Annotated in this window: 23 protein-coding genes; 14 read left to right on the top strand and 9 right to left on the bottom strand. The window is 61.1% G+C overall.

Annotated elements, in window-relative coordinates; genetic code table 11:
• Positions 1-32: 32 nt before the first annotated feature.
• The 5 genes from hflK (at position 33) to FB009_RS20325 (ending at position 4352) form a co-directional block, all read left to right on the top strand.
• Positions 33-1121: an FtsH protease activity modulator HflK gene (gene hflK / locus FB009_RS20345; RefSeq protein WP_011976148.1), complete on the top strand. Its 1089-nt coding sequence runs from the start codon at positions 33-35 to the stop codon at positions 1119-1121.
• Positions 1118-2050 (top strand): protease modulator HflC, encoded by a 933-nt coding sequence (gene hflC, locus FB009_RS20340; protein ID WP_011976147.1) that lies wholly within the window; start codon positions 1118-1120, stop codon positions 2048-2050. Before hflK ends, hflC begins: the two co-directional genes overlap by 4 nt.
• Before the next feature lie 7 nt (positions 2051-2057).
• Positions 2058-2243 carry a DUF2065 domain-containing protein gene (locus FB009_RS20335; RefSeq protein ID WP_102045210.1) on the top strand — a complete coding sequence of 62 codons (186 nt, stop codon included), beginning with the start codon at positions 2058-2060 and terminating at the stop codon, positions 2241-2243.
• A gap of 6 nt (positions 2244-2249) precedes the next feature.
• Positions 2250-2636, top strand: coding sequence for an ACT domain-containing protein (locus FB009_RS20330; protein WP_011976145.1), 387 nt, complete (start codon positions 2250-2252; stop codon positions 2634-2636).
• A 207-nt stretch (positions 2637-2843) separates the two neighbouring features.
• Positions 2844-4352 carry a Do family serine endopeptidase gene (locus FB009_RS20325; protein ID WP_011976144.1) on the top strand — a complete coding sequence of 503 codons (1509 nt, stop codon included), beginning with the start codon at positions 2844-2846 and terminating at the stop codon, positions 4350-4352.
• Positions 4353-4529: 177 nt separating this feature from the next.
• Here FB009_RS20325 and FB009_RS20320 read toward each other — a convergent pair whose 3' ends face one another.
• Together FB009_RS20320 and serB are read right to left on the bottom strand one after the other, a co-directional pair.
• The gene (locus tag FB009_RS20320; protein WP_011976143.1) at positions 4530-5105 is read right to left on the bottom strand and encodes a GNAT family N-acetyltransferase; all 576 of its coding nucleotides are present in this window, start codon (positions 5103-5105) and stop codon (positions 4530-4532) included.
• On the bottom strand, positions 5102-5989 hold the full coding sequence (gene serB, locus FB009_RS20315; protein ID WP_011976142.1) for a phosphoserine phosphatase SerB: 888 nt from the start codon (positions 5987-5989) through the stop codon (positions 5102-5104). Before serB ends, FB009_RS20320 begins: the two co-directional genes overlap by 4 nt.
• On the opposite strand from serB, the gene miaA reads away from it, so the two are divergent.
• Positions 5988-6908: a tRNA (adenosine(37)-N6)-dimethylallyltransferase MiaA gene (gene miaA / locus FB009_RS20310; RefSeq protein WP_024324790.1), complete on the top strand. Its 921-nt coding sequence runs from the start codon at positions 5988-5990 to the stop codon at positions 6906-6908. The genes serB and miaA overlap by 2 nt on opposite strands.
• A 53-nt stretch (positions 6909-6961) precedes the next feature.
• Here miaA and FB009_RS20305 read toward each other — a convergent pair whose 3' ends face one another.
• Positions 6962-7324, bottom strand: coding sequence for a hypothetical protein (locus tag FB009_RS20305; RefSeq protein ID WP_011976140.1), 363 nt, complete (start codon positions 7322-7324; stop codon positions 6962-6964).
• A gap of 110 nt (positions 7325-7434) precedes the next feature.
• Positions 7435-9369: an ATP-binding protein gene (locus tag FB009_RS20300; RefSeq protein ID WP_024311492.1), complete on the bottom strand. Its 1935-nt coding sequence runs from the start codon at positions 9367-9369 to the stop codon at positions 7435-7437.
• 351 nt (positions 9370-9720) lie between these two features.
• Between FB009_RS20300 and FB009_RS20295 the strand changes: the two genes are divergently transcribed.
• Both FB009_RS20295 and ilvN read left to right on the top strand, forming a co-directional pair.
• Positions 9721-11499, top strand: coding sequence for an acetolactate synthase 3 large subunit (locus FB009_RS20295; RefSeq protein ID WP_011976138.1), 1779 nt, complete (start codon positions 9721-9723; stop codon positions 11497-11499).
• Between the two features lie 22 nt (positions 11500-11521).
• Positions 11522-12094 carry an acetolactate synthase small subunit gene (ilvN, locus tag FB009_RS20290; protein ID WP_003534906.1) on the top strand — a complete coding sequence of 191 codons (573 nt, stop codon included), beginning with the start codon at positions 11522-11524 and terminating at the stop codon, positions 12092-12094.
• 84 nt (positions 12095-12178) lie between these two features.
• Here the strand turns inward: ilvN and FB009_RS20285 are convergent, their stop codons facing one another.
• Positions 12179-13024, bottom strand: a complete 846-nt coding sequence (locus FB009_RS20285) for an aldo/keto reductase (RefSeq protein WP_011976137.1) — start codon at positions 13022-13024, stop codon at positions 12179-12181.
• 318 nt (positions 13025-13342) lie between these two features.
• Between FB009_RS20285 and FB009_RS20280 the strand changes: the two genes are divergently transcribed.
• Entirely contained in the window at positions 13343-13552 is a 210-nt protein-coding gene (locus tag FB009_RS20280; RefSeq protein ID WP_003533862.1) for a cold-shock protein, read from the top strand.
• A gap of 157 nt (positions 13553-13709) precedes the next feature.
• The gene (locus FB009_RS20275) at positions 13710-13934 is read left to right on the top strand and encodes a hypothetical protein (RefSeq protein WP_011976136.1); all 225 of its coding nucleotides are present in this window, start codon (positions 13710-13712) and stop codon (positions 13932-13934) included.
• Between the two features lie 25 nt (positions 13935-13959).
• On the opposite strand, the gene FB009_RS20270 is transcribed toward FB009_RS20275, so the two are convergent.
• A complete protein-coding gene (locus FB009_RS20270) occupies positions 13960-14694 on the bottom strand; it encodes a class I SAM-dependent methyltransferase (protein WP_011976135.1) in 735 nt (244 codons plus the stop codon).
• Between the two features lie 279 nt (positions 14695-14973).
• Between FB009_RS20270 and FB009_RS20265 the strand changes: the two genes are divergently transcribed.
• The 4 genes from FB009_RS20265 to FB009_RS20250 all read left to right on the top strand — a co-directional run bounded on the left by FB009_RS20265 (position 14974) and on the right by FB009_RS20250 (position 17314).
• Positions 14974-15567: a LysE family translocator gene (locus tag FB009_RS20265; RefSeq protein WP_102045211.1), complete on the top strand. Its 594-nt coding sequence runs from the start codon at positions 14974-14976 to the stop codon at positions 15565-15567.
• Positions 15568-15649: 82 nt separating this feature from the next.
• On the top strand, positions 15650-16291 hold the full coding sequence (nthA, locus tag FB009_RS20260) for a nitrile hydratase subunit alpha (protein ID WP_011976133.1): 642 nt from the start codon (positions 15650-15652) through the stop codon (positions 16289-16291).
• A complete protein-coding gene (nthB, locus tag FB009_RS20255; protein WP_011976132.1) occupies positions 16288-16947 on the top strand; it encodes a nitrile hydratase subunit beta in 660 nt (219 codons plus the stop codon). Before nthA ends, nthB begins: the two co-directional genes overlap by 4 nt.
• Positions 16934-17314 carry a nitrile hydratase accessory protein gene (locus tag FB009_RS20250; RefSeq protein ID WP_018011918.1) on the top strand — a complete coding sequence of 127 codons (381 nt, stop codon included), beginning with the start codon at positions 16934-16936 and terminating at the stop codon, positions 17312-17314. Before nthB ends, FB009_RS20250 begins: the two co-directional genes overlap by 14 nt.
• Positions 17315-17332: 18 nt before the next feature.
• Here the strand turns inward: FB009_RS20250 and FB009_RS20245 are convergent, their stop codons facing one another.
• From FB009_RS20245 to FB009_RS20235, 3 genes are read right to left on the bottom strand one after another with little or no spacing between them, the layout of a single operon-like run.
• Complete coding sequence (locus FB009_RS20245; protein WP_011976131.1) at positions 17333-18142, bottom strand: anti-sigma factor family protein; 810 nt, start codon at positions 18140-18142, stop codon at positions 17333-17335.
• Positions 18139-18693 carry an RNA polymerase sigma factor gene (locus FB009_RS20240; protein ID WP_011976130.1) on the bottom strand — a complete coding sequence of 185 codons (555 nt, stop codon included), beginning with the start codon at positions 18691-18693 and terminating at the stop codon, positions 18139-18141. Before FB009_RS20240 ends, FB009_RS20245 begins: the two co-directional genes overlap by 4 nt.
• A complete protein-coding gene (locus FB009_RS20235) occupies positions 18677-19051 on the bottom strand; it encodes a COG4315 family predicted lipoprotein (protein WP_011976129.1) in 375 nt (124 codons plus the stop codon). The genes FB009_RS20240 and FB009_RS20235 overlap by 17 nt, the downstream gene beginning before the upstream one ends.
• Positions 19052-19173 lie beyond the last annotated feature (122 nt).

The raw sequence follows: 19173 nt of genomic DNA, 5'->3' as shown, positions 1-19173 counted from the left end.
CAGCGAAATATTTTCTTGGAAGTGAGGTTTTGATGCCCTGGAGCAATCAGAATGGCGGCGGCGGTGGCCCTTGGGGCGGCGGCGGCGGCAATCAAGGGCCATGGGGCCAGGGGCCCAACCGGCCACGCGGCGGAAGAGGTGGTCCGCCGGATCTGGAGGAGATCATCCGGCGTGGCCAGGATCAGCTGAAAAGCGTGGTTCCCGGGGGCTTCAACGGCGGGATCTTCGTCATTGTCGGCCTGCTGGTTCTCGGTTTCATCCTGCTGAACTCCATCTATACCGTTCAGCCGGACGAACGCGGCGTTGAGATGCGCTTCGGCAAGCCGAAGGAAGAAATCTCCATGCCGGGCTTGCACTATCACTTCTGGCCGCTTGAAACGGTAGAGATCGTCAAGGTGACCGAGCAGCAGCAGAATATCGGCGGTCGCACGGGCCAAACAAATTCCGGCCTGATGCTGAGCGGCGATCAGAACATCGTCAACGTGCAGTTCTCGGTGCTGTTTTCGGTTACCGATCCGAAGGCGTATCTCTTCAATGTCGAAAACCCGGCCGACACGCTGCAGCAGGTGGCCGAAAGCGCAATGCGCGAGGTCGTCGGACGCCGTCCTGCGCAGGACATTTTCCGCGACAACCGTCAGGCGATCGCCGCGGATGTGAAGAACACGATCCAGGCGACCATGGACAGCTATGGCGCCGGCATATCGGTGAATACCGTGGCGATCGAGGATGCCGCCCCGCCACGCGAAGTGGCCGATGCCTTCGACGAAGTGCAGCGTGCCGAGCAGGACGAGGATCGCTTCGTCGAAGAGGCCAACCAGTATGCCAACCAGGTGCTCGGCAAGGCGCGCGGCCAAGGCGCGCAGATCCGGGAAGAGGCGGCCGCATACAAGGATCGGGTGGTCAAGGAGGCTCAGGGTGAGGCTCAGCGCTTCATCTCAGTCTATGACGAGTATTCCAAGGCTCCGGAAGTCACGCGCAAGCGGCTCTATCTCGAAACGATGCAAGGCGTTCTCGGCAAGTCCAAGAAGTTCATCCTCGACGAGAAGAACGGCCAGGGTGTGCTGCCCTATCTGCCGCTCAATGAAATCGGCAGGCCCGTGCAGTCGGGAGGAAACCAATGATCAACAATCGCAGCTCCATTATCCTGATCGTCCTCGCCGCTGTCCTGTTCGTCGTCTACTCCTCGGTCTTCGTGGTGAACGAGCGTCAGCAGGCGATCGTCGTGCGCTTCGGTCAGATCCGTGAGGTGAAGAGCGAACCGGGCCTTTATTTCAAGCTTCCGTTCGGCTTCATGGATGCCGACCGTGTTCAGTACGTCGAAGACCAGGCACTCCGTTTCGATCTCGACAATATCCGAGTGCAGGTTTCCGGAGGCAAGTTCTATGAGGTGGACGCATTCGTCGTCTACAAGATCTCCGATCCTCGCCGCTTCCGCCAGACGGTTTCCGGCGACCGGGAATCCGCGGAGTCGCGGCTCAGGACTCGCCTGGATGCGTCCCTGCGCCGGGTTTATGGTCTCAGGGGCTTCGAGGCAGCGCTTTCGGACGAACGCGCGTCGATGATGCGGGAGGTCCGGACCGACCTCAGCGCCGATGCGGAATCGCTTGGCCTCAACATCGAGGACGTGCGCATCCGCCGTACGGATCTGACCCAGGAAGTCTCGCAACAGACCTTTGATCGGATGAAGGCGGAGCGTCTGGCCGAAGCCGAACTGATCCGTGCCCGCGGTAACGAGGAAGGCCAGAGACGCCGTGCAATTGCCGACCGCCAGGTGGTCGAAATCGTCGCCGAAGCACAACGTGATTCGGAAATTCTGCGCGGTGAGGGCGAAGCGGAGCGGACGCAGATCTTTGCCGACGCATTCCAGCGTGATCCCGGCTTTTTCGAGTTCTACCGGTCGATGGCGGCTTATTCGCAATCGATCGGCAGCCCGGATACAACCATCGTGCTTTCGCCGCACTCGGAATTCTTCCGTTATTTCAACAGTGCCGACGGTGCGGACCAGCCGCTGCCGACCCCGGGACCGGCGGCACCGACCACCACAGATTAAGCGAACGATGTCAGACTTTCTGACCGTGTTTGCTTTTTTCCTGATCATCGAGGGGCTGGTGTACGCACTGGCCCCTTTGGTTTTGGTGGAACTGGCGAAGCGATTGCCGTATGTCCCTGAACATCAGCTCCGATTGGCCGGATTGACATCGGTGGCCATCGGCGTCGGGCTTGTATGGTTGCTTCGAGGATAACGCGAAATGCCACATAAATTGCTCATCCGGCTGGTCGATGCCGAATATGCCATCACCCGACTGAACGTCGGGTCCGCTATCCCGGAATGGCTGCCGGGGCCGGGATTCTGGACGGTCTCAAGTTCCCGTGAGGAGATGACGCTCGTCTGTCGTGCCGCTCGCGTCCCGTCCAGTGTGCAGAGTTCGCTTGGCTGGCGCTGTTTTCGCGTCGAACAGCACTTCAGTTTCGATGTGCCGGGCGTGCTGTCGTCGGTGCTTCGGCCGCTCTCGGAGGCAGGTGTCGGCGTCTTCGCCAATTCGACCTTCAGCACCGATTATATTTTCGTCGCCGGGTCCAATCTCGAGCAGGCAGTCGAGGCGCTAAAGCAGCACGGGCACGAAATAACCATCTGACGCACCTTCGATTTGCCGCCCATCAGGAAATCGTGTCTGGACGCTTCGGAATTCCGCCGTATCTTCAAGAGAAGGTCCTCGTGCCGCGCTTCTCGAACAAGTCGCGCGGCGCTGTAGTTCGTTGCAGCAAACCAAAGATCGTGCGTCATTTCCACCGGCCGACCTGAAGCCGGCGTGACGCAAGGGAAATGATAGGAGCCTGGCGACTTGTCGAAACGACCCGAATTCTTCCGCGGCCTGGCGCTCGCGGCCGCGACGGCACTCATTTTCACCAATACGGCGCTTGCCCAGACGGCCACGTCACGGCCTCCGGCCGGTCCTCCATCCGTCGCGGATCTTGCCGAGGGACTGCTCGACGCAGTCGTCAACATATCGATTTCGCAGAACGTCAAGGGCGACGACGACAATGCGCCGATACCGCAGGTGCCGGAAGGGTCACCCCATCAGGAGTTCTTCGACGAATTTTTCAGGGGTCCGGGAGGCGAGGGCGGCCGGCCGCGCACCGTCAATTCGCTGGGTTCAGGCTTTATCATCGATCCCGCGGGCTACATTGTCACCAACAACCACGTGATCCAGGATGCCGACGATATCGAAATCAATTTCTCCGACGGCACGAAGCTGAAGGCGAAACTGGTCGGCATGGATACGAAAACCGACCTCGCCCTGCTGAAGGTCGAACCGAAAAAGCCGCTCAAAGCCGTCTCTTTCGGTGATTCGCGAAAGATCAGGATCGGCGATTGGGTGATGGTGGTCGGCAATCCGTTCGGTCTCGGCGTTTCCGTTTCCGTGGGCGTCGTCTCCGCACGCGGCCGCAATATCAATGCCGGCCCCTATGACAGTTTCATCCAGACCGACGCGGCGATCAATCGCGGCAATTCGGGCGGACCGCTTTTCAACATGCAAGGCGAAGTCGTCGGCATCAATACGGCGATCCTTTCGCAGACCGGCATGTCGGTCGGAATAGGCTTCGCCGTGCCGGCGGAGCTTGCCGTCAACGTTGTAAACCAGCTCAAGGAATTCGGCGAAACCCGCCGCGGTTGGCTTGGCGTTCGAATCCAGCCCGTCACCGATGACATCGCCGAGAGCCTGAAAATGGAGCTGCCGCGCGGCGCGCTCGTATCGGGCATCATCGAGGGCGGCCCGATTACCAAAGGTGAAATCAAGCCGGGCGACATTATCATCCGCTTCGACGGAACGGATATCGCGGAGATTCGGGACCTCATGCGCACCGTCGGAGAGAGCCCCGTCGGCAAGGCCGTCGATGTGGTGATCATCCGTGACGGCAAGGAGCAGTTGGTCCGCGTGACACTGGGCCGGCTGGAAGATGGCGAGCAGCTCGCCAATGCGAAACCGGGTGAGATGCCGGAGAGCAGTGATGCGAAGCCCGGCGAACCGCCTGCCGCGCAACTGCCGGCAAGCGACACCGTGCTCGGCATGAAGCTCGCAGAGCTCGACACTGACCGCCGCCAGAGTTTCGGAATCGCCGAAAACGTCAAAGGCGTCGTCATTACCGAGGTGCAGCCCAATTCGCCCGCGGCCGAGCGCCGGGTTGAGGTGGGCGAGGTGATCGTCGAACTTGGTCAGGAAGCAATGGAGACGCCGGAGGATGTCACCTCACGCGTCACGGAACTCAAGGCTGACGGGCGCCGCAACGCTTTGCTGATGATCGCCAACAAAAGCGGCGAACTGCGCTTCGTGACGGTACGGATGGAGTGAAACTCGCGGCGGCGTTCTGACGTACCAGAAACGGTCACGTTCAATTTTCAAGTCACCCGACTTAGAGCATTTCCGCTTTTCCCCGATCCCGGAAACTCTCTAAACCCTTATTTTGCCGCAATTTCGGACGGAAAATCGCTCCCACTTTTCCTGGAATTGCTCTAGAAACTTCGCGATCTAGCGTTTCGCGGTCTCGCCGTTCCGCTGCCGCCGATCAGCGGTGATCGCGTAAAGCACGTGTGGTCTCAGCTGCGGGTGCGTGTCCGGGACGCCGGAATGCTCAAAACCGCGCGAGGGGTCGCAATACATGCCGATCCGCTTCATCACGGCGATGGAACGGGTATTCGTCGCAACGGCGATGGCAACGATCTCGCCGAGCTTTCTTTCCTCGAAACCATAGTCGAGAAGCGCCCCCGCAGCCTCCGTCACGTAGCCCTTTCCCCAGTGTCGGGCAGCCAGGCGCCAACCGATCTCGACCGTGCCGTCGGGCAGGTGCGGTTTGAGATCCGTGCGTGCAAGTCCACAAAAACCAATCGGTGCATCATTCTCCCTGAGGGCGAGCGCGAAGAAACCGAAGCCGGTTTCGTAAATATTTCGGTTGTTGCTATCGAAGAGCGCATCGGCATCCGCGCGGTTGCGGCGGAAGGGGAAAAACTCCATCACCTTTGGATCGCTGTTGATCTCGGCAAAGAGATCGCGATCGGCCTCCAGCCAGGCACGGAGTCTGAGCCGCTCGGTCTCGTGGATGATCACGCCACGAAGTCCGTCTTCCGGTAACCCTGAAGGTAGAGCAGGGCGGTGAGGTCGCCGTGATCGATGCGGATCCTCGCCTGCTCGGCAACCACGGGCTTGGCGTGTAGCGCCACTCCGGTGCCGGCAAGTTGCAGCATGCCGAGATCGTTGGCGCCGTCGCCGACGGCGATGGCGTCCGCTGGCGTGATGCCGAGCCGTTCCGAAATATCGATAAGCGCGTCGATCTTTGCCTGCTTGCCCAGAATCGGCCGAGCGACATCGCCGGTGAGCCTGCCATCCTCGTCACGGAGAATATTGGCGCGGCTTTCGTCGAAGCCGAGCATTTCCGCTATCGGTCCGGTGAACACGGTGAAGCCACCCGAGACGAGCGCCGTATAGTGGCCCTTGGCCTTCATCGTGGCAATGAGTTCGCGGCCGCCGGGCGTCAATGTGATACGCTTGGCAATGACCTCCTCGACGACCGAAACAGGCAGGCCCTTGAGAAGTGCCACTCTTTCGACGAGTGCCGGTTCGAACGCGATCTCACCGTTCATGGCCCGCGACGTGATTGCTGCGACCTTCTCCTTCAAGCCGACTTCCGCGGCCAGTTCATCGATGCATTCCTGCCCGATCATGGTCGAATCCATGTCGGCGATCAGAAATCGCTTCCGACGGCTTTCGGCCTCCTGCACAGCGACATCGATAGCGGCGCCGGCAACCGTCTCACGTAGCCCGGCTTGTGCTTCGCCGGCATCGGTGCCATCCCTCAACACGATGTCGCAGGCGATGCCGTCCGCGAGCCAATAGAGTCCTGATGCATCGAGGCGTTCCGCTGCCGCCTCCGCGCGTGCTGGCGTCAGAACCGGATTTGACGGATTGGCGATAAGCGTGGCAACGAGAGCCATGATGCAAAACCTTGCGAGAGACATCGACGCGATCCTGATAACCGGACCAACCGCCAGCGGCAAGTCTGCGCTGGGGGTGAAGCTTGCGCAGAGACACGGGGGCGTCGTGATCAATGCCGATAGCATGCAGGTTTACGGCACGCTGAAAATACTGACCGCGCGCCCGGACGAAAGCGAGATGGGGGGAGTCGAGCACTTCCTTTACGGCCACGTGCCGCCGGACCGTGCCTATTCAACCGGCGCATGGCTGCGCGAGGCGGAAGCGCTGGTGGCGAGATTGAGGATAGAGGGGCGGATGCCCGTTTTCGTCGGCGGCACCGGCCTTTATTTCAAGGCGCTGACGGGAGGGCTTTCCGACATGCCGGAGGTTCCGCATGCGATCCGCCAGCGCCTGCGGAAGCGCCTGATGGAGGAGGGTGCGGAGGCGCTCCACTACGAATTATCCGCTCTGGATCCGGAAACGGCGCAGCGCGTGCGATCCGGTGACGGGCAAAGGATCGTGCGCGCGCTGGAGGTGATGGAGGCGACTGGAAGGCCGATCGGATTTTACCAACAGAGCCGAGGTCCTGTCATCATCGATGCCACTCGGGCGCGGAAGATCGTCGTCCTGCCTGAGCGGCCGGTGCTTCATAGCCGCATCAATCGGCGCTTCGAGGCAATGCTTGGCATGGGGGCCGTCGAAGAGGTGCGCGCGCTTCTCGCGCTTGATCTTCCGCCGGAGATGCCGGCGATGAAGGCGATCGGCGTGCAGCAGATCGCCGCGATGCTGAAAGGCGAGATGAGCGAGGCGCAGGCGATCGAGGCCGGCGCGGCTCAGACGCGGCAATATGCGAAGCGCCAGATGACCTGGTTTCGCAACCAGCTCGACGAGACCTGGCAGCGTATCGACGCTGCGGAAGCGCTGGGCGAAAACCATTGAACAGGCGCCCGTCCGGCCTCCATGAGGCGAAGAGCGCGCAAGTATCGGCGGCTCTAACGGGTGCCGTGATCGACCGGCGTCTGCTGGTGCTGGATGAGCTTCCATTCGGCTCCGGCGCCATGATAGGTGGACGTGCAATAGGCCGCATAGGGCTGATCTTCGCCGCGTCGCGCCTCCGCGAGATAGCCGAGCACGATAAAGGTTTCTCCGATCCGGCCCATGATTTTCTCGCTGACCGCGAGTTGCTCCCACCGCGGAATTCCGTGAAGGCTTTGGATTATGACCGACCGCCCGCGCAGGAGACCGACCGGTGCGGGGAATGCCATGATGCAGTCTTCGTCCAGCACTTCGCGATAGGGTTCGGAGCCCTCGAGCCAGAGCCGCCGCTCGATTCTCCAAGCGTCATTGTCGTCCATGTCGTCTCCCCGGATGAGATCACGAAGATTTAGGGTCGGATCGACTTCAACGCGCGAGACGAGCTTCCGGATCCAAATGCAGAGCACCGCGCAATCTCGCGCGATTTGCTTTACTTGCGAATGAGACTGCCGAGTGGCCGCTTGAGGAGACTGTCGCGCAGCGATCCTTCGCGCAATGAGGAGGGTGGGCCGAAACCCGCCTGCTGTTTTACGGCCGTTGCGGATCGATCGGACGCCCTGTCCGCATCGCCCGAAAGGATCTGCGCGCGAATCCGGTCGAAGCGTTCGATCTCCGGATTGCCCCGCAAGCCGTTTTCCTCGTGCACAGGCGGCTGCTTCGTCTGCGCGGCCAGGTAGCTCTGTTGGAAACTCGATATGTCAGGTCCGTTTACGGCGCGCATTCGGCTGATGATCGAGCGGAGGTCGGCAAGGGGCGGCGCGTCGTCGTCGACCTTGTCGGTTATCCCGTGGGCGCGGGGAAGGCGGGCGTCTTCGACCCGCGCAAAACGCATGCGCATCGGTACTGCGACTGCTTCGCCGAAGGCGATCGCCTCGCCGTTGCCGATAGAGGAAATGAAGCTGGTGGTCGAGATCGACGAATTGGAGATCGCCGAACGGATGATTTCCTGGTCGCGATCATTGGCGAGCCGCATGGCGAAAACCGTCGAGCATTGCGACAGGATCGTCGGATCGAGTTCGCCCGGTCGCTGGGTAATGATGCCGAGCGAGACTCCGTATTTTCGTCCTTCCTTGGCGATGCGTGCAATGGCCTGGCGCGTAGGCAGGAAACCGAGCGTGGGATCGGCCGGCACATAGCGGTGCGCCTCTTCACAAACGACCAGCATGTGGATAGCGCCGTTGCCCCAGAGGCCGATCTCGAAGGCCATTCGGCAGAGCACGGAGGCAAGGGAATTGACCACCTCCGAGGGGATGCCGGCGAGCTCGAAGGTGGCAATCGGTCTGTCGTCGCCGGGGATGCGGAAGATTCTCGCAATCGTGTCTTCGATCGTGTCCGTGATCGTGTTCTGCGAGAACATGAAATGGTATCGCGGATCGTTGACGGCGGAGACGATCCTGTTCTTAAGGGAGCGCAGATGCGGCTTGTCGTTGCGCCCCTCGAGCCGCCCGATGCGCTCATCGATCATCGCCAGGAGATCGGCGATGCGATAGGGGACAGGGGTGTCTGCCGTGATCGAGCTTCTTTCCGTATGCCGCCGCATCAGGCCGGATTCGGTGCCCTTGAACGCCCTTTTCGCATCCGCGATGACATCACGCAGGATGTCGAGTTCGTCCGGCACCGGCGGGCGTCCACGGAAGATGACCTCGGCTAGCTCCTCCAGCCGGAAGAACCAGAAGGGCAGGTCGAGCGTATCCGTGTCGATGACCACGGCCTGGTCCGGAAAAGCAGCAGCGAACTCGTTGTGCGGGTCAAGAATCAGCACGCGCAGCTTCGGGTCCGCGGCGATTGCCTTGTTGAGGAGCAGCGTTACGGCCGTCGACTTGCCGACGCCTGTGGTGCCGACGATCGCGAAGTGTTTGGCGAGCATCGAGGGAACATGGATGGTGGCGTCGAGACTTTCGTCCTGCGTGAGCTTGCCGATGACGCAGCTGTCCGATTGACCAGGATCGTAGATGCGCGCGAGGTCACTGACGCGGATCCGATGGGCAATAGCTCCGAGATAGGGGTAGCGGCTGATGCCGGCGGAAAACGCTTCCCGTCCATCCGGACCGACCTGAACCTCGCCCATCAATTCCACTTCGATGCGGAAAGTGTTACTGGCCTCTTCGCCCCAACCCTCGGAAATGGTCTGCATCGAGTAGACCAGGGCCACGACGCGGTTGGAGCCGACGGAAATCGAGACCAGTTTGCCGACCGACCAGAGCTCGGTAAGCGATGTCTCGCCGTTTTCGGCAACGGCTGCGATCGTCGCGCGCGAACCGTTGCAGCCGACGACACGGCCGAGAAAGCGATTACCGGGCTTCAAGCCATCGCGGCGATCCATCTCGCCGGCGCGAGGCGCCAATTGATATCCACTCTCGAGCAAAGCAGCACCTCGGGCGAAAAACGCCACATCAGCAGCAGGCTGTGCACCGAACATCGGTGCCTCTTTCCATGCGGCGTCCCAGGATAGCGGCTGCGGTTTAATAACTGGTTGCGCGCAGGTCGTGGCGGGCAGGATGCACCAAAGACGTTGACGGGTGGGGAATTTCCGTCTAACAAATCGCCCCATGAACAAATTCGCGGTTATTCTTGTGGTGGGACGGCGCATGGGCAGGATGGTGTAACCATCCGGCGGTAGCCACCCATGCGCTGAACGAGGCTCCTGACGGGGCCTTTTTTTATGCCTTCAAACACGTTATTCACCCAAACCTGAACGAGGGACGGAAGCAGGCCAATGAGCGGAACTGAGAACCAGATGACGGGCGCGGAGATCGTTCTCCAGGCTTTGAAAGACAATGGCGTCGAACACATCTTCGGCTATCCCGGCGGCGCCGTGCTTCCAATCTACGACGAGATTTTCCAGCAGGAGGACATACAGCACATCCTCGTCCGCCACGAGCAGGGCGCCGGCCACATGGCCGAAGGGTATGCCCGCTCCACCGGCAAGGTCGGCGTCATGCTGGTGACATCCGGCCCGGGGGCGACCAATGCGGTTACCCCGCTGCAGGACGCGCTGATGGACTCCATCCCTCTCGTCTGCATCTCGGGGCAGGTACCGACATCGCTGATCGGTTCTGACGCCTTCCAGGAGTGCGACACGGTCGGAATTACGCGGCCTTGCACCAAGCACAACTGGCTGGTCAGGGACGTCAACGAACTCGCCCGCGTCATCCACGAAGCTTTCCGCGTCGCCCAGTCGGGCCGCCCCGGACCGGTCGTCGTCGACATTCCGAAGGACATCCAGTTTGCGACCGGTGCCTATACGCCGCCTTCGGCCGTTCCAACGCAGAAGAGCTATCAGCCGAAAACCCAGGGCGACCTGAAGAAGATCGAGGAGGCGGTTGCGCTCATGAAGTCCGCGCGCCAGCCGGTTATCTATTCGGGCGGCGGCGTCATCAATTCCGGCCCGCAAGCCGCACATTTCCTGCGCGAGCTGGTCGAACTCACCGATTTTCCGATCACGTCGACGCTGATGGGCCTCGGCGCCTATCCTGCCTCCGGCAAGAACTGGCTTGGCATGCTCGGCATGCATGGAACCTATGAAGCCAATCTCGCCATGCACGATTGTGACGTCATGATCTGCATAGGAGCGCGCTTTGACGACCGTATCACCGGCCGGCTCAATGCCTTCTCGCCGAATTCAAAGAAGATCCACATCGATATCGACCCGTCCTCGATCAACAAGAACGTCCGTGTCGACGTTCCGATCATCGGCGACGTCGCCGCAGTCCTCGAGGACATGGTTCGCCTGTGGCGTGCTGCGGCCAAGACCGTCGACCGGACGCGGCTCGAGGATTGGTGGAAATCGATCACCAAGTGGCGCGCGCGCAATTCGCTCGCCTATACGCCGAGTGCCGATGTCATCATGCCGCAATATGCGATCCAGCGGCTTTACGAGCTCACCAAGGACCGCGACACCTACATCACCACCGAAGTGGGACAGCACCAGATGTGGGCGGCGCAGTTCTTCGGATTCGAGGAGCCGAACCGGTGGATGACGTCGGGCGGCCTCGGCACCATGGGCTACGGCTTCCCGGCCGCCGTGGGCGTTCAGGTTGCGCATCCGGATAGCCTCGTCATCGATATCGCGGGCGACGCCTCGATCCAGATGTGCATCCAGGAAATGTCCTGCGCGGTTCAGTACGGCCTGCCGGTCAAGATCTTCATCCTGAACAATCAATATATGGGCATGGTCCGGCAGTGGCAGCAACTGCTCCACGGCAACCGACTGTCGCATTCCTATACCGAGGCGATGCCTGACTTCGTCAAGCTCGCCGAGGCCTATGGCGGCGTTGGCATCCGTTGCGAAAAGCCGGGAGAGCTCGACGAAGCAATCAAGCAGATGATCGATACTCCGGCTCCGGTCATTTTCGATTGCCGAGTCGCAAATCTCGCCAATTGCTTCCCGATGATCCCCTCGGGCAAGGCGCATAACGAAATGCTGCTCCCCGACGAGGCCACGGACGAGGCGGTTGCCAACGCCATCGACGCCAAGGGCCGCCAGCTCGTTTGAGGACAAGGGTAGGAACAGGATCATGAACGCACATCTTCAGCCTACGGGCTCGGCCTACTTCATCGCCAAGGAAACCGAGCTTGCGGAAACGCACACGCTATCCGTTCTGGTCGATAACGAGCCGGGCGTGCTTGCCCGTGTCATCGGCCTCTTCTCCGGCCGCGGCTACAATATCGAGAGTCTGACGGTCTCCGAAACGGAGCACGAGGCGCATCTTTCGCGGATCACGATCGTGACCCGCGGCACGCCGCACGTGCTCGAGCAGATCAAGAACCAGCTCGAAAGGCTCGTTCCGGTGCATCGGGTGGTCGATCTCACGGTGCGCGCTGCCGGCCTCGGTCACGAGCGACCGATCGAGCGAGAACTGGCGCTCGTCAAGGTCCATGGCTCGGGCGAACATCGGGTCGAGGCGCTGAGACTTGCCGATGCATTCCGCGCATCGGTCATCGACGCCAATATCGATCACTTCGTCTTCGAGATCACGGGCAAGCCTTCGAAGATCGAGCAGTTCATCGCCATCATGAAACCGCTGGGGCTGATCGAAGTCTGCCGCACCGGTATCGCTGCAATGAACCGCGGCCCGCAGGGGATGTGAGGCGGTTCTCTCAACCGCGATAGGGACGTGGATGAGCGCAGTCGGCAAGGCGGGCCACCGAGCCTGCGCCGCTGTGGTCGCTTCTCAGATCACTTCCAGCCGCGTCTTCCTCTTTGGCGGCGGGAAATGACGATCCAGTTCGGCGAGATTTTCCGCCGTCAGATGGATATCCATTGCGTCGCGGTTTTCGCGGGCGCGTCCGGCGGAACCGGTCTTCGGAATCGATATGACGCCGGAGCGCGTCTTCAAAAATGCGAGCGCCACCTGGGCGGGCGTCGCCTGATGCGCCTTGGCGATGTGGATAAGGTCGGCATCATTGAGCAGGCGGCCCTCGTCGAGCGGCGAATAGGCCATGATCGGAACGCCGCGGCCGCGGCACCAGGGCAGAAGGTCGAATTCGACGCCGCGGCGCGCGAGATTGTAGAGCACCTGGTTGGCCGCGACATTGCCGCCGTCGGGTACGGCCGCAAGCTCCTCCATGTCGTCGACGTCAAAATTCGAGACGCCCCAGGCGCGGATCTTACCAGCCTGCTTCAGCTCTTCGAAGGCGGCCACAGTCTCGGTGAGCGGATGGCCGCCACGCCAATGCAGAAGGTATAGATCGAGGCAATCGGTCCCGATATTGCGCAGGCTGCGTTCGCAGGCGGCAAGCGTGCCCGTCCGGCTGGCATTGGAGGGCAGTACCTTGCTGACCAGGAAGGCGTCCCCCCGCCGACCCTTGATCGCTTCTCCGACGATGCGTTCGGCGGCGCCGTCGCCATACATCTCCGCCGTGTCGATCAGCGTCATGCCGAGATCGAGCCCCGCTTGCAGGCTGCGGACCTCGTCGGCGGCTCCGGCACGGTTTTCGCCCATTCGCCAAGTGCCTTGGCCGAGCACGGGAACCTTGCGGCCGTCCGGAAAAGTGATGGTCGGGATCGGATCGTGCATCGGTAATGGTCCTGCAGGTTGCGTCAGTGCCGAGATTTAAAGCCCGCTGGCTGAAAGTCCATAAGGCAATCGCAAACATGGCCGGCCCGGGACGCTCCGTCGGCGGGCTTGATGGTGCCGACAGTATCCTCTCGAAAGAAAATAAAATTGTGCCTTGTAAGAAACACAATGATGACCTACATAGCTCAGTATCGATATTGATCGACGATATTTGTTTCTGCGCCGCGGCGCACCGTCACGAAAATCCTGACAACATCGGTTTTGATACACCGTTTTTATGCGGTGGCGGTTTTCCATGGCTATTGAAAGGACATCGACGTGGCTTCTGGAACGGTAAAGTGGTTCAACAGCACCAAGGGCTTCGGTTTCATCCAGCCAGATGACGGCGCCGCTGACGTGTTCGTCCATATTTCGGCGGTTGAACGCGCCGGCCTGTCCACGCTGAAAGACGGGCAGAAGGTAAGCTTCGAGCTGACGCAGGATCGGCGCTCGGGCAAGACCTCGGCGGACAACCTTCGCGCGCTCTGAACGGGCCGCGCGTTTGTGCCGTAAGACGGCATCTTATGAAATTGTTATCTCCCCATCCGTGACCACGGATGTACTGGCACGGTGGGTTGAGATGATGAGGAAGGTCGGGTCTGTCCCGGCCTTTTTTATTGGCTGAAATTTGATGGAAGGATCTCGCATGAAGGACGTCGGTAACCGAATTTTCAAGGCCGAGAAGAAGAACCCTGCGGATCGCGCGGACCAGGCCACAATTGCGTCACGCGCCATTATCGAGCAAGAGGCTGCTGCGCGCGTGAAGAAAACGGCTCGCCTAAAGCAGATGCGGCTTGAGAAAGAGGCCGAGGAAGCAGCAAATCCGGTCGCCGAACCCGTCAAAAAGGGGAAAGCGCAGAAGCGGAAATAGGCGCTCCCGTCCGCAGATCCGGCGTCTAAGCCTCTCTCTGCGCGGCAAGGAGCAGCATCATCGGCCGGTCGACCTCTTCCGCCAGGTCGGGAATTCGGGCGATCTCCTCGGCGGTGGGGCTCCACTCCTGAACGCGGCGGATCACGAAGCCGGCCGCAAGCAGACTGTTCAACGTCGTGCCGAACATTCGGTGATACTTGACGACGCCCCTGGCGAGCCAGTCGGTAAGCCGTGTTCCTTCGACTGCGTAGCGATCGAGCGGCCAGATACGGCGCCCCTCCGAATCGACCGTCCAGCCTGGGTTGGTCGGAGCCATGTAGATGGGATGCTCGATGGTGAAGACGAAATTGGACCCGGGCAACAGGCTGGCGTGGATCGTGCGCAGCAGGCGGTCGAAGTCTTCGATGTAGTGGAAGGCAAGCGAACTATAGGCGAAGTCGAAACGCGCTTCGGGAAGAACCAGCTCCTCAAGATTGGCAATCCGGTATTCGATGGCCGGATCACTCGTCTCATTGCGCGCCCGTGCGATCATCTTCTCGGACAAATCAATACCGAGAACACTAGAGGCTCCGTTCTCCCGCGCCCATCGCGCGAACCAGCCGAAGCCGCAGCCGAGATCGACGACGCGCAGGCCGTCGAATTTCGGCAGCATCGCGCGGATCGCCGGCCATTCCGGGGCACCGTCCAGCCCATGCAGGGACCGGCCCAGTTGGCTGTAGCCGGCGAAGAATTCGGGTTTGTCGTAAATATTCTGTGCCATTTTCCATTTCGTGCTGCCGGAAACAATCCGTGTCCGCTTGTCACCGTGACAAGATTCGGGTGGCGGTTAGAATTAGGTCAGCTAGCTTGACCCAAATCCTGGCGATTGCCCGCCTCGAAGTTACGCTGAATTATGATCTTTCCGCGGCACCCCACTGCATGTTTCCTTCAATCGGATCCGATCAAAGGACAACATGCAGCAGATCAAAGTGCTACAGCGACCTTTGTGCGTCCGATAAGACGCACGGCGCTGTAGGGGTGAAGCGGCCTGGAGGAGACCATGCAACCGGATACGCTGCTGGCGCTGTTCCTGTTCGCCTTCACGACGTCGATCACGCCGGGGCCGAACAACATGATGCTGTTTGCCTCGGGCGTGAACTTTGGTTTCGTGCGTACCATTCCTCATATGCTGGGTATCGGCAGCGGCTTCTTCGTTCTCCTCATCGCAGTCGGGCTCGGCCTCGGCGCACTGCTTCATTCCGTGCCGGTCCTCCATACGGCGTTGAAATTTGCCGGGGGCGCCTATCTCGTCTGGATCGCCTGGAAGATCGGCGCGTCGCGCTCGCTCGGCGAGGGAAAGGCGAATGCGGTGCCCATGACCTTCCTGCAGGCGGCAGCTTTCCAATGGGTCAATCCAAAGGCCTGGGTGATGGCGGTTTCGGCAATGGCGACTTATACGAGCAGCGACGGTTATTTCACGAGCGTGCTTATCGTCGGCCTGGTCTTCGCGCTCGTCAATGTGCCGAGTGTTTCGACATGGGCGGGCTTCGGCTCGACGCTCCGGCAATGGCTCTCGGAGCCTGCGCGGCTGAAATGGTTCAACATCACCATGGCCGTACTGCTCGTCGTCAGCCTGTGGCCGATGCTCAGGTAAGCCAATGGGCATCTTCAGAAAATGATTCTGCTTCATCGCCCAATGCATTAATAATAGACGCATTTTCGGAAAGGATTACGGAATGTCCGAGCATCGTCATGGCCCTGGCGAAGAACACGGCCATCATCACGACAATCATCTCACCGACATGGAGGCGCGGGTCAAGGCGCTGGAGACGGTGTTGACGGAAAAAGGGCTGATCGATCCTGCGGCGATCGACGCGATCGTCGACACATACGAGACGAAGGTGGGACCGCGAAACGGTGCACGCGTCGTCGCCAAGGCCTGGAGCGATCCGGATTTTGCCGATTGGCTGAGACGTGACGCCACCGCGGCGATCGCCAGCCTCGGCTTCACCGGACGCCAGGGCGAGCACATGCGTGCGGTGTTCAATACGTCCGAAACGCACAACCTCATCGTCTGTACGCTCTGCTCCTGCTATCCCTGGGCAGTGCTGGGGCTGCCGCCGGTCTGGTACAAGGCGCCGCCCTATCGATCGCGGGCCGTTATCGATCCGCGGGGCGTTCTTGCAGAATTCGGGCTTAACCTGCCGGCTGAAAAGAAGATCCGCGTCTGGGATTCGACCGCAGAGCTGCGCTATCTGGTGGTGCCGGAGCGGCCGGCGGCCACCGACGATCTCGGCGAGGATGCCCTGGCAAAGCTCGTCACGCGCGATTCGATGATCGGCACCGGGCTCGCCCTTTCACCGGAGGCTTTTCGATGAACGGTCCGCATGATCTCGGCGGTCAGCATGGCATGGGCCCGATCGCTCCGGAATGGAACGAGCCCACGTTCCACGCGGAATGGGAGAAGCGTGCGCTTGGCATTACGCTTTCCTGTGGCGCTTTCGGCGCCTGGACGCTGGACGAAAGCCGGCACGCGCGTGAAAGCCTGCCCCCGGCGACCTATCTCTCGGCGAGCTATTATGAAATCTGGACACGAGCCCTGGAAACGCTGCTCAAGCGCCACGGCTTCCTGACAGAAGCCGAGCTCGACGCCGGCCGTATGCTCGACAAGTGGCGGGAGCCCAAACGGGTGCTCGCAGCGGACATGGTTGCCGGCGTGCTCGCCAAGGGAGCTGCGTGCGACCGGCCGGTGGAAGCGCCGCCGCGCTTTGCCGCCGGCGAGAGCGTGCGTACGAAGAACTTCAATCCGGAGAGTCACACACGCCTCCCGCGTTACGCCCGTGCCCGGAGGGGCGTGGTGGAGGCCGTACAGGGCAGCTTCGTCTTTCCGGACGACAACGCTCACGGCAGGGGCGAGAATCCGCAATGGCTCTATACCGTCGTCTTCGGCGCCCGGGAGATCTGGGGCGAGGGCGCGGACCCGACGCATACCATCTCCATCGATGCATGGGAGAGCTACCTTGAACCTCTATGACGCGAGTCTTGCCCGGTCGCCGCTCCTTGCTTCGGCAGAACTGCCGAAATCGCGGGAGGGCGACCCCGTCTTTGCCGAACCCTGGCAGGCGGCCGTCTTCGCCATGACCGTACGGCTTCACGAGCAGGGCGTGTTTTCATGGAGCGAATGGACGGAAGCGCTCTCGACGGAGCTTTACAAGCCCGGCCGCAGGCCCGACGGCAGCGACTATTACGAATGCTGGGTTGCGGCGCTCAGCCGGCTGTTGACAGAACTCTCCATCGTCTCAAGCTCCGAACTCGAGGCGCTGGTCAAAAGCTGGAAGCGCGCTGCGGAAGCGACGCCGCACGGAAAACCAATCGTCCTCGATAGCGATCCTCTACGTTGAACCGGACTATTGAACGCGTCAGGAGCGCTCCGAGTTCTCGAACTGACGATAGCATTCGTCGGCAACCTTCTGCAGCAGGTCGCGCGGCACTTCGCCCGTGACGGCATAACCGATCTCGCCGTCGATCCAGTAAAAGGTCTCGACATCGCCACGGCTGGCGATCCGGAAGCTCGTTTCGCGGTTCTCGGTGTTCCGGCCGAGAAGCACCGTCAGCCGCCCGCCGGTCCCGTCTTCATACATCAGCATCGCGCCTGCCTTGCCATTGACGGGAATGAGCCGCCCGCCGACGAGCGAAAAGCCGAGCGGGGACAGATCGGGGATTCTTAGGGCGTAGTCGAGCCGCTTGCCGAGCCATGTGGCGAGGTGATCCCGCTCACCGGCGCCGACCTCCACGGGGTGGCGGACTTCGCTGGTATAGATCAGGAATGCCGATTCCGCCTGCCGGGGGAGTGCCTCGGAGGCTGCGGCGGCCAATCGGGAGTCAGGGGCGAAAAGATCGGACGCGTAAACGCCAGCGGCCGCGCCAGCGGCGAAAATCAGAAACACGGCGGCAAGGCGCCGCAGCCTGAACGCCGACGAGCGAGAACCGGTACGTTCGGCTGTCCGGCGAGCCGATATCAGCGCACGATCATTTTCGTCACTGCGGGCGTAAGGGGCGAAATACTGCTTCAATGCCGCTGCCTGGGCCTGCCATCGGTGCACCTCGTCGGCTTTTTCCGGATGCTTCTCCAGCCAGGATTCGACACGCGCGCGTTCCGATTGGCTCAAAAGGTCATCCACAAAGGCGTGCAGTTCGGCGTCGGAGACGGTTTCGAATTCGTCGGTCATTTCGGTCTCCGCAGGGCGATCACATTATCGTCCTTCATCGCTTCGGCGAGCTGGCGGCGGGCTCGCGAGAGGCGGGACATCACGGTCCCGATCGGGATTTCCATCATATCGGCCACGTCCTGATAGCGATAACCCTCTATGACGACGAGCATCAATACGGCTCGGTTATCGGCCGAGAGTCGCTCGAGCGCGTGCACAAGGCGCTGCCTCTCCAGAGGATCCGCATTATTCTCCTCCGCGCGAAGATCCAGCGCCTGATCGAATTCGACTTCCGGATGCCGCGCACGGTGGCGGTGGCCGTTGCGATAGAGGTTTGTCATGATGGTGAATGCCCAGGCGCGCAGGTTCACGCCTCGCCATTGCATGCGTCTGGCAAGCACTTTTTCGACGCAGTCCTGCAGCAGGTCCTCGCCATCCGTATCCGAGCGGGCGAGGCTGCGCGAGTAACGCCGCAGCGCCGGCATCAGCGCCAGGATTTTATCCTCGAAGGGGTCGGGGGAGGAGATCGTCTCCCCCGCGCCATTCTTCAGACCATCACGGCCGTGCGGCATCCCATACGCCCTTCACGCCGTCGCCGGTCGCATCGCCCATCTTCTTGTCCTTCACCCAGAAATAAAGCGGCATTCCATCCTTCGCCCACTGCTTGGAGCCATCCTTCCTTTCGACGATCGAGAAGGCGCCCTCGGCTGGGGCATCGCCTTCCACCGTGAATGGCGGCCAATTCGTCGCGCAGGCATCATAGCAGGCCGAGACGCCCTTCTTGTCGTTTTTGAAGGTGTAGAGCGTCATTCCGTTTTCAGCGGCGAGCACGGGTCCTTTCTCCGACTCGACCGTTTTCACCGGCGGAGCGGCAAAGGCGGCGACGGCCGCGGCAAGCGAGATGGCGACGGTCAGTGAAAGCGTTCTCATAAGCGTTCCTTCCTCAAGATGTCTTCGAAGCAGAACCGCGCAATCGGGCGGGTTCGAGGATAAGACACGCAAGGTTGCGGATTTATTCCCCCGCGAGGACGAAAACGACGATGAGGGCTTGC

The sequence above is a fragment of the Sinorhizobium medicae genome, from assembly GCF_007827695.1.
Taxonomy (GTDB): Bacteria; Pseudomonadota; Alphaproteobacteria; order Rhizobiales; family Rhizobiaceae; genus Sinorhizobium; species Sinorhizobium medicae.
This window is presented reverse-complemented; position numbering and strand designations above follow the sequence as displayed.

Bases quoted from the DNA above. Each gene is read 5' to 3' on its own strand.
- FB009_RS20285 (WP_011976137.1), bottom strand. From the start codon at position 13,024: ATGCACGATCCGATCCCGACCATCACTTTTCCGGACGGCCGCAAGGTT.
- FB009_RS20270 (WP_011976135.1), bottom strand. From the start codon at position 14,694: ATGGCACAGAATATTTACGACAAACCCGAATTCTTCGCCGGCTACAGC.
- serB (WP_011976142.1), bottom strand. From the start codon at position 5,989: ATGGCTCTCGTTGCCACGCTTATCGCCAATCCGTCAAATCCGGTTCTG.
- FB009_RS20235 (WP_011976129.1), bottom strand. From the start codon at position 19,051: ATGAGAACGCTTTCACTGACCGTCGCCATCTCGCTTGCCGCGGCCGTC.
- miaA (WP_024324790.1), top strand. From the start codon at position 5,988: ATGATGCAAAACCTTGCGAGAGACATCGACGCGATCCTGATAACCGGA.
- FB009_RS20330 (WP_011976145.1), top strand. From the start codon at position 2,250: ATGCCACATAAATTGCTCATCCGGCTGGTCGATGCCGAATATGCCATC.
- hflC (WP_011976147.1), top strand. From the start codon at position 1,118: ATGATCAACAATCGCAGCTCCATTATCCTGATCGTCCTCGCCGCTGTC.
- FB009_RS20295 (WP_011976138.1), top strand. From the start codon at position 9,721: ATGAGCGGAACTGAGAACCAGATGACGGGCGCGGAGATCGTTCTCCAG.
- FB009_RS20240 (WP_011976130.1), bottom strand. From the start codon at position 18,693: ATGCCGCACGGCCGTGATGGTCTGAAGAATGGCGCGGGGGAGACGATC.
- ilvN (WP_003534906.1), top strand. From the start codon at position 11,522: ATGAACGCACATCTTCAGCCTACGGGCTCGGCCTACTTCATCGCCAAG.
- FB009_RS20275 (WP_011976136.1), top strand. From the start codon at position 13,710: ATGAAGGACGTCGGTAACCGAATTTTCAAGGCCGAGAAGAAGAACCCT.
- FB009_RS20305 (WP_011976140.1), bottom strand. From the start codon at position 7,324: ATGGACGACAATGACGCTTGGAGAATCGAGCGGCGGCTCTGGCTCGAG.
- hflK (WP_011976148.1), top strand. From the start codon at position 33: ATGCCCTGGAGCAATCAGAATGGCGGCGGCGGTGGCCCTTGGGGCGGC.
- nthA (WP_011976133.1), top strand. From the start codon at position 15,650: ATGTCCGAGCATCGTCATGGCCCTGGCGAAGAACACGGCCATCATCAC.
- nthB (WP_011976132.1), top strand. From the start codon at position 16,288: ATGAACGGTCCGCATGATCTCGGCGGTCAGCATGGCATGGGCCCGATC.
- FB009_RS20245 (WP_011976131.1), bottom strand. From the start codon at position 18,142: ATGACCGACGAATTCGAAACCGTCTCCGACGCCGAACTGCACGCCTTT.
- FB009_RS20335 (WP_102045210.1), top strand. From the start codon at position 2,058: ATGTCAGACTTTCTGACCGTGTTTGCTTTTTTCCTGATCATCGAGGGG.
- FB009_RS20265 (WP_102045211.1), top strand. From the start codon at position 14,974: ATGCAACCGGATACGCTGCTGGCGCTGTTCCTGTTCGCCTTCACGACG.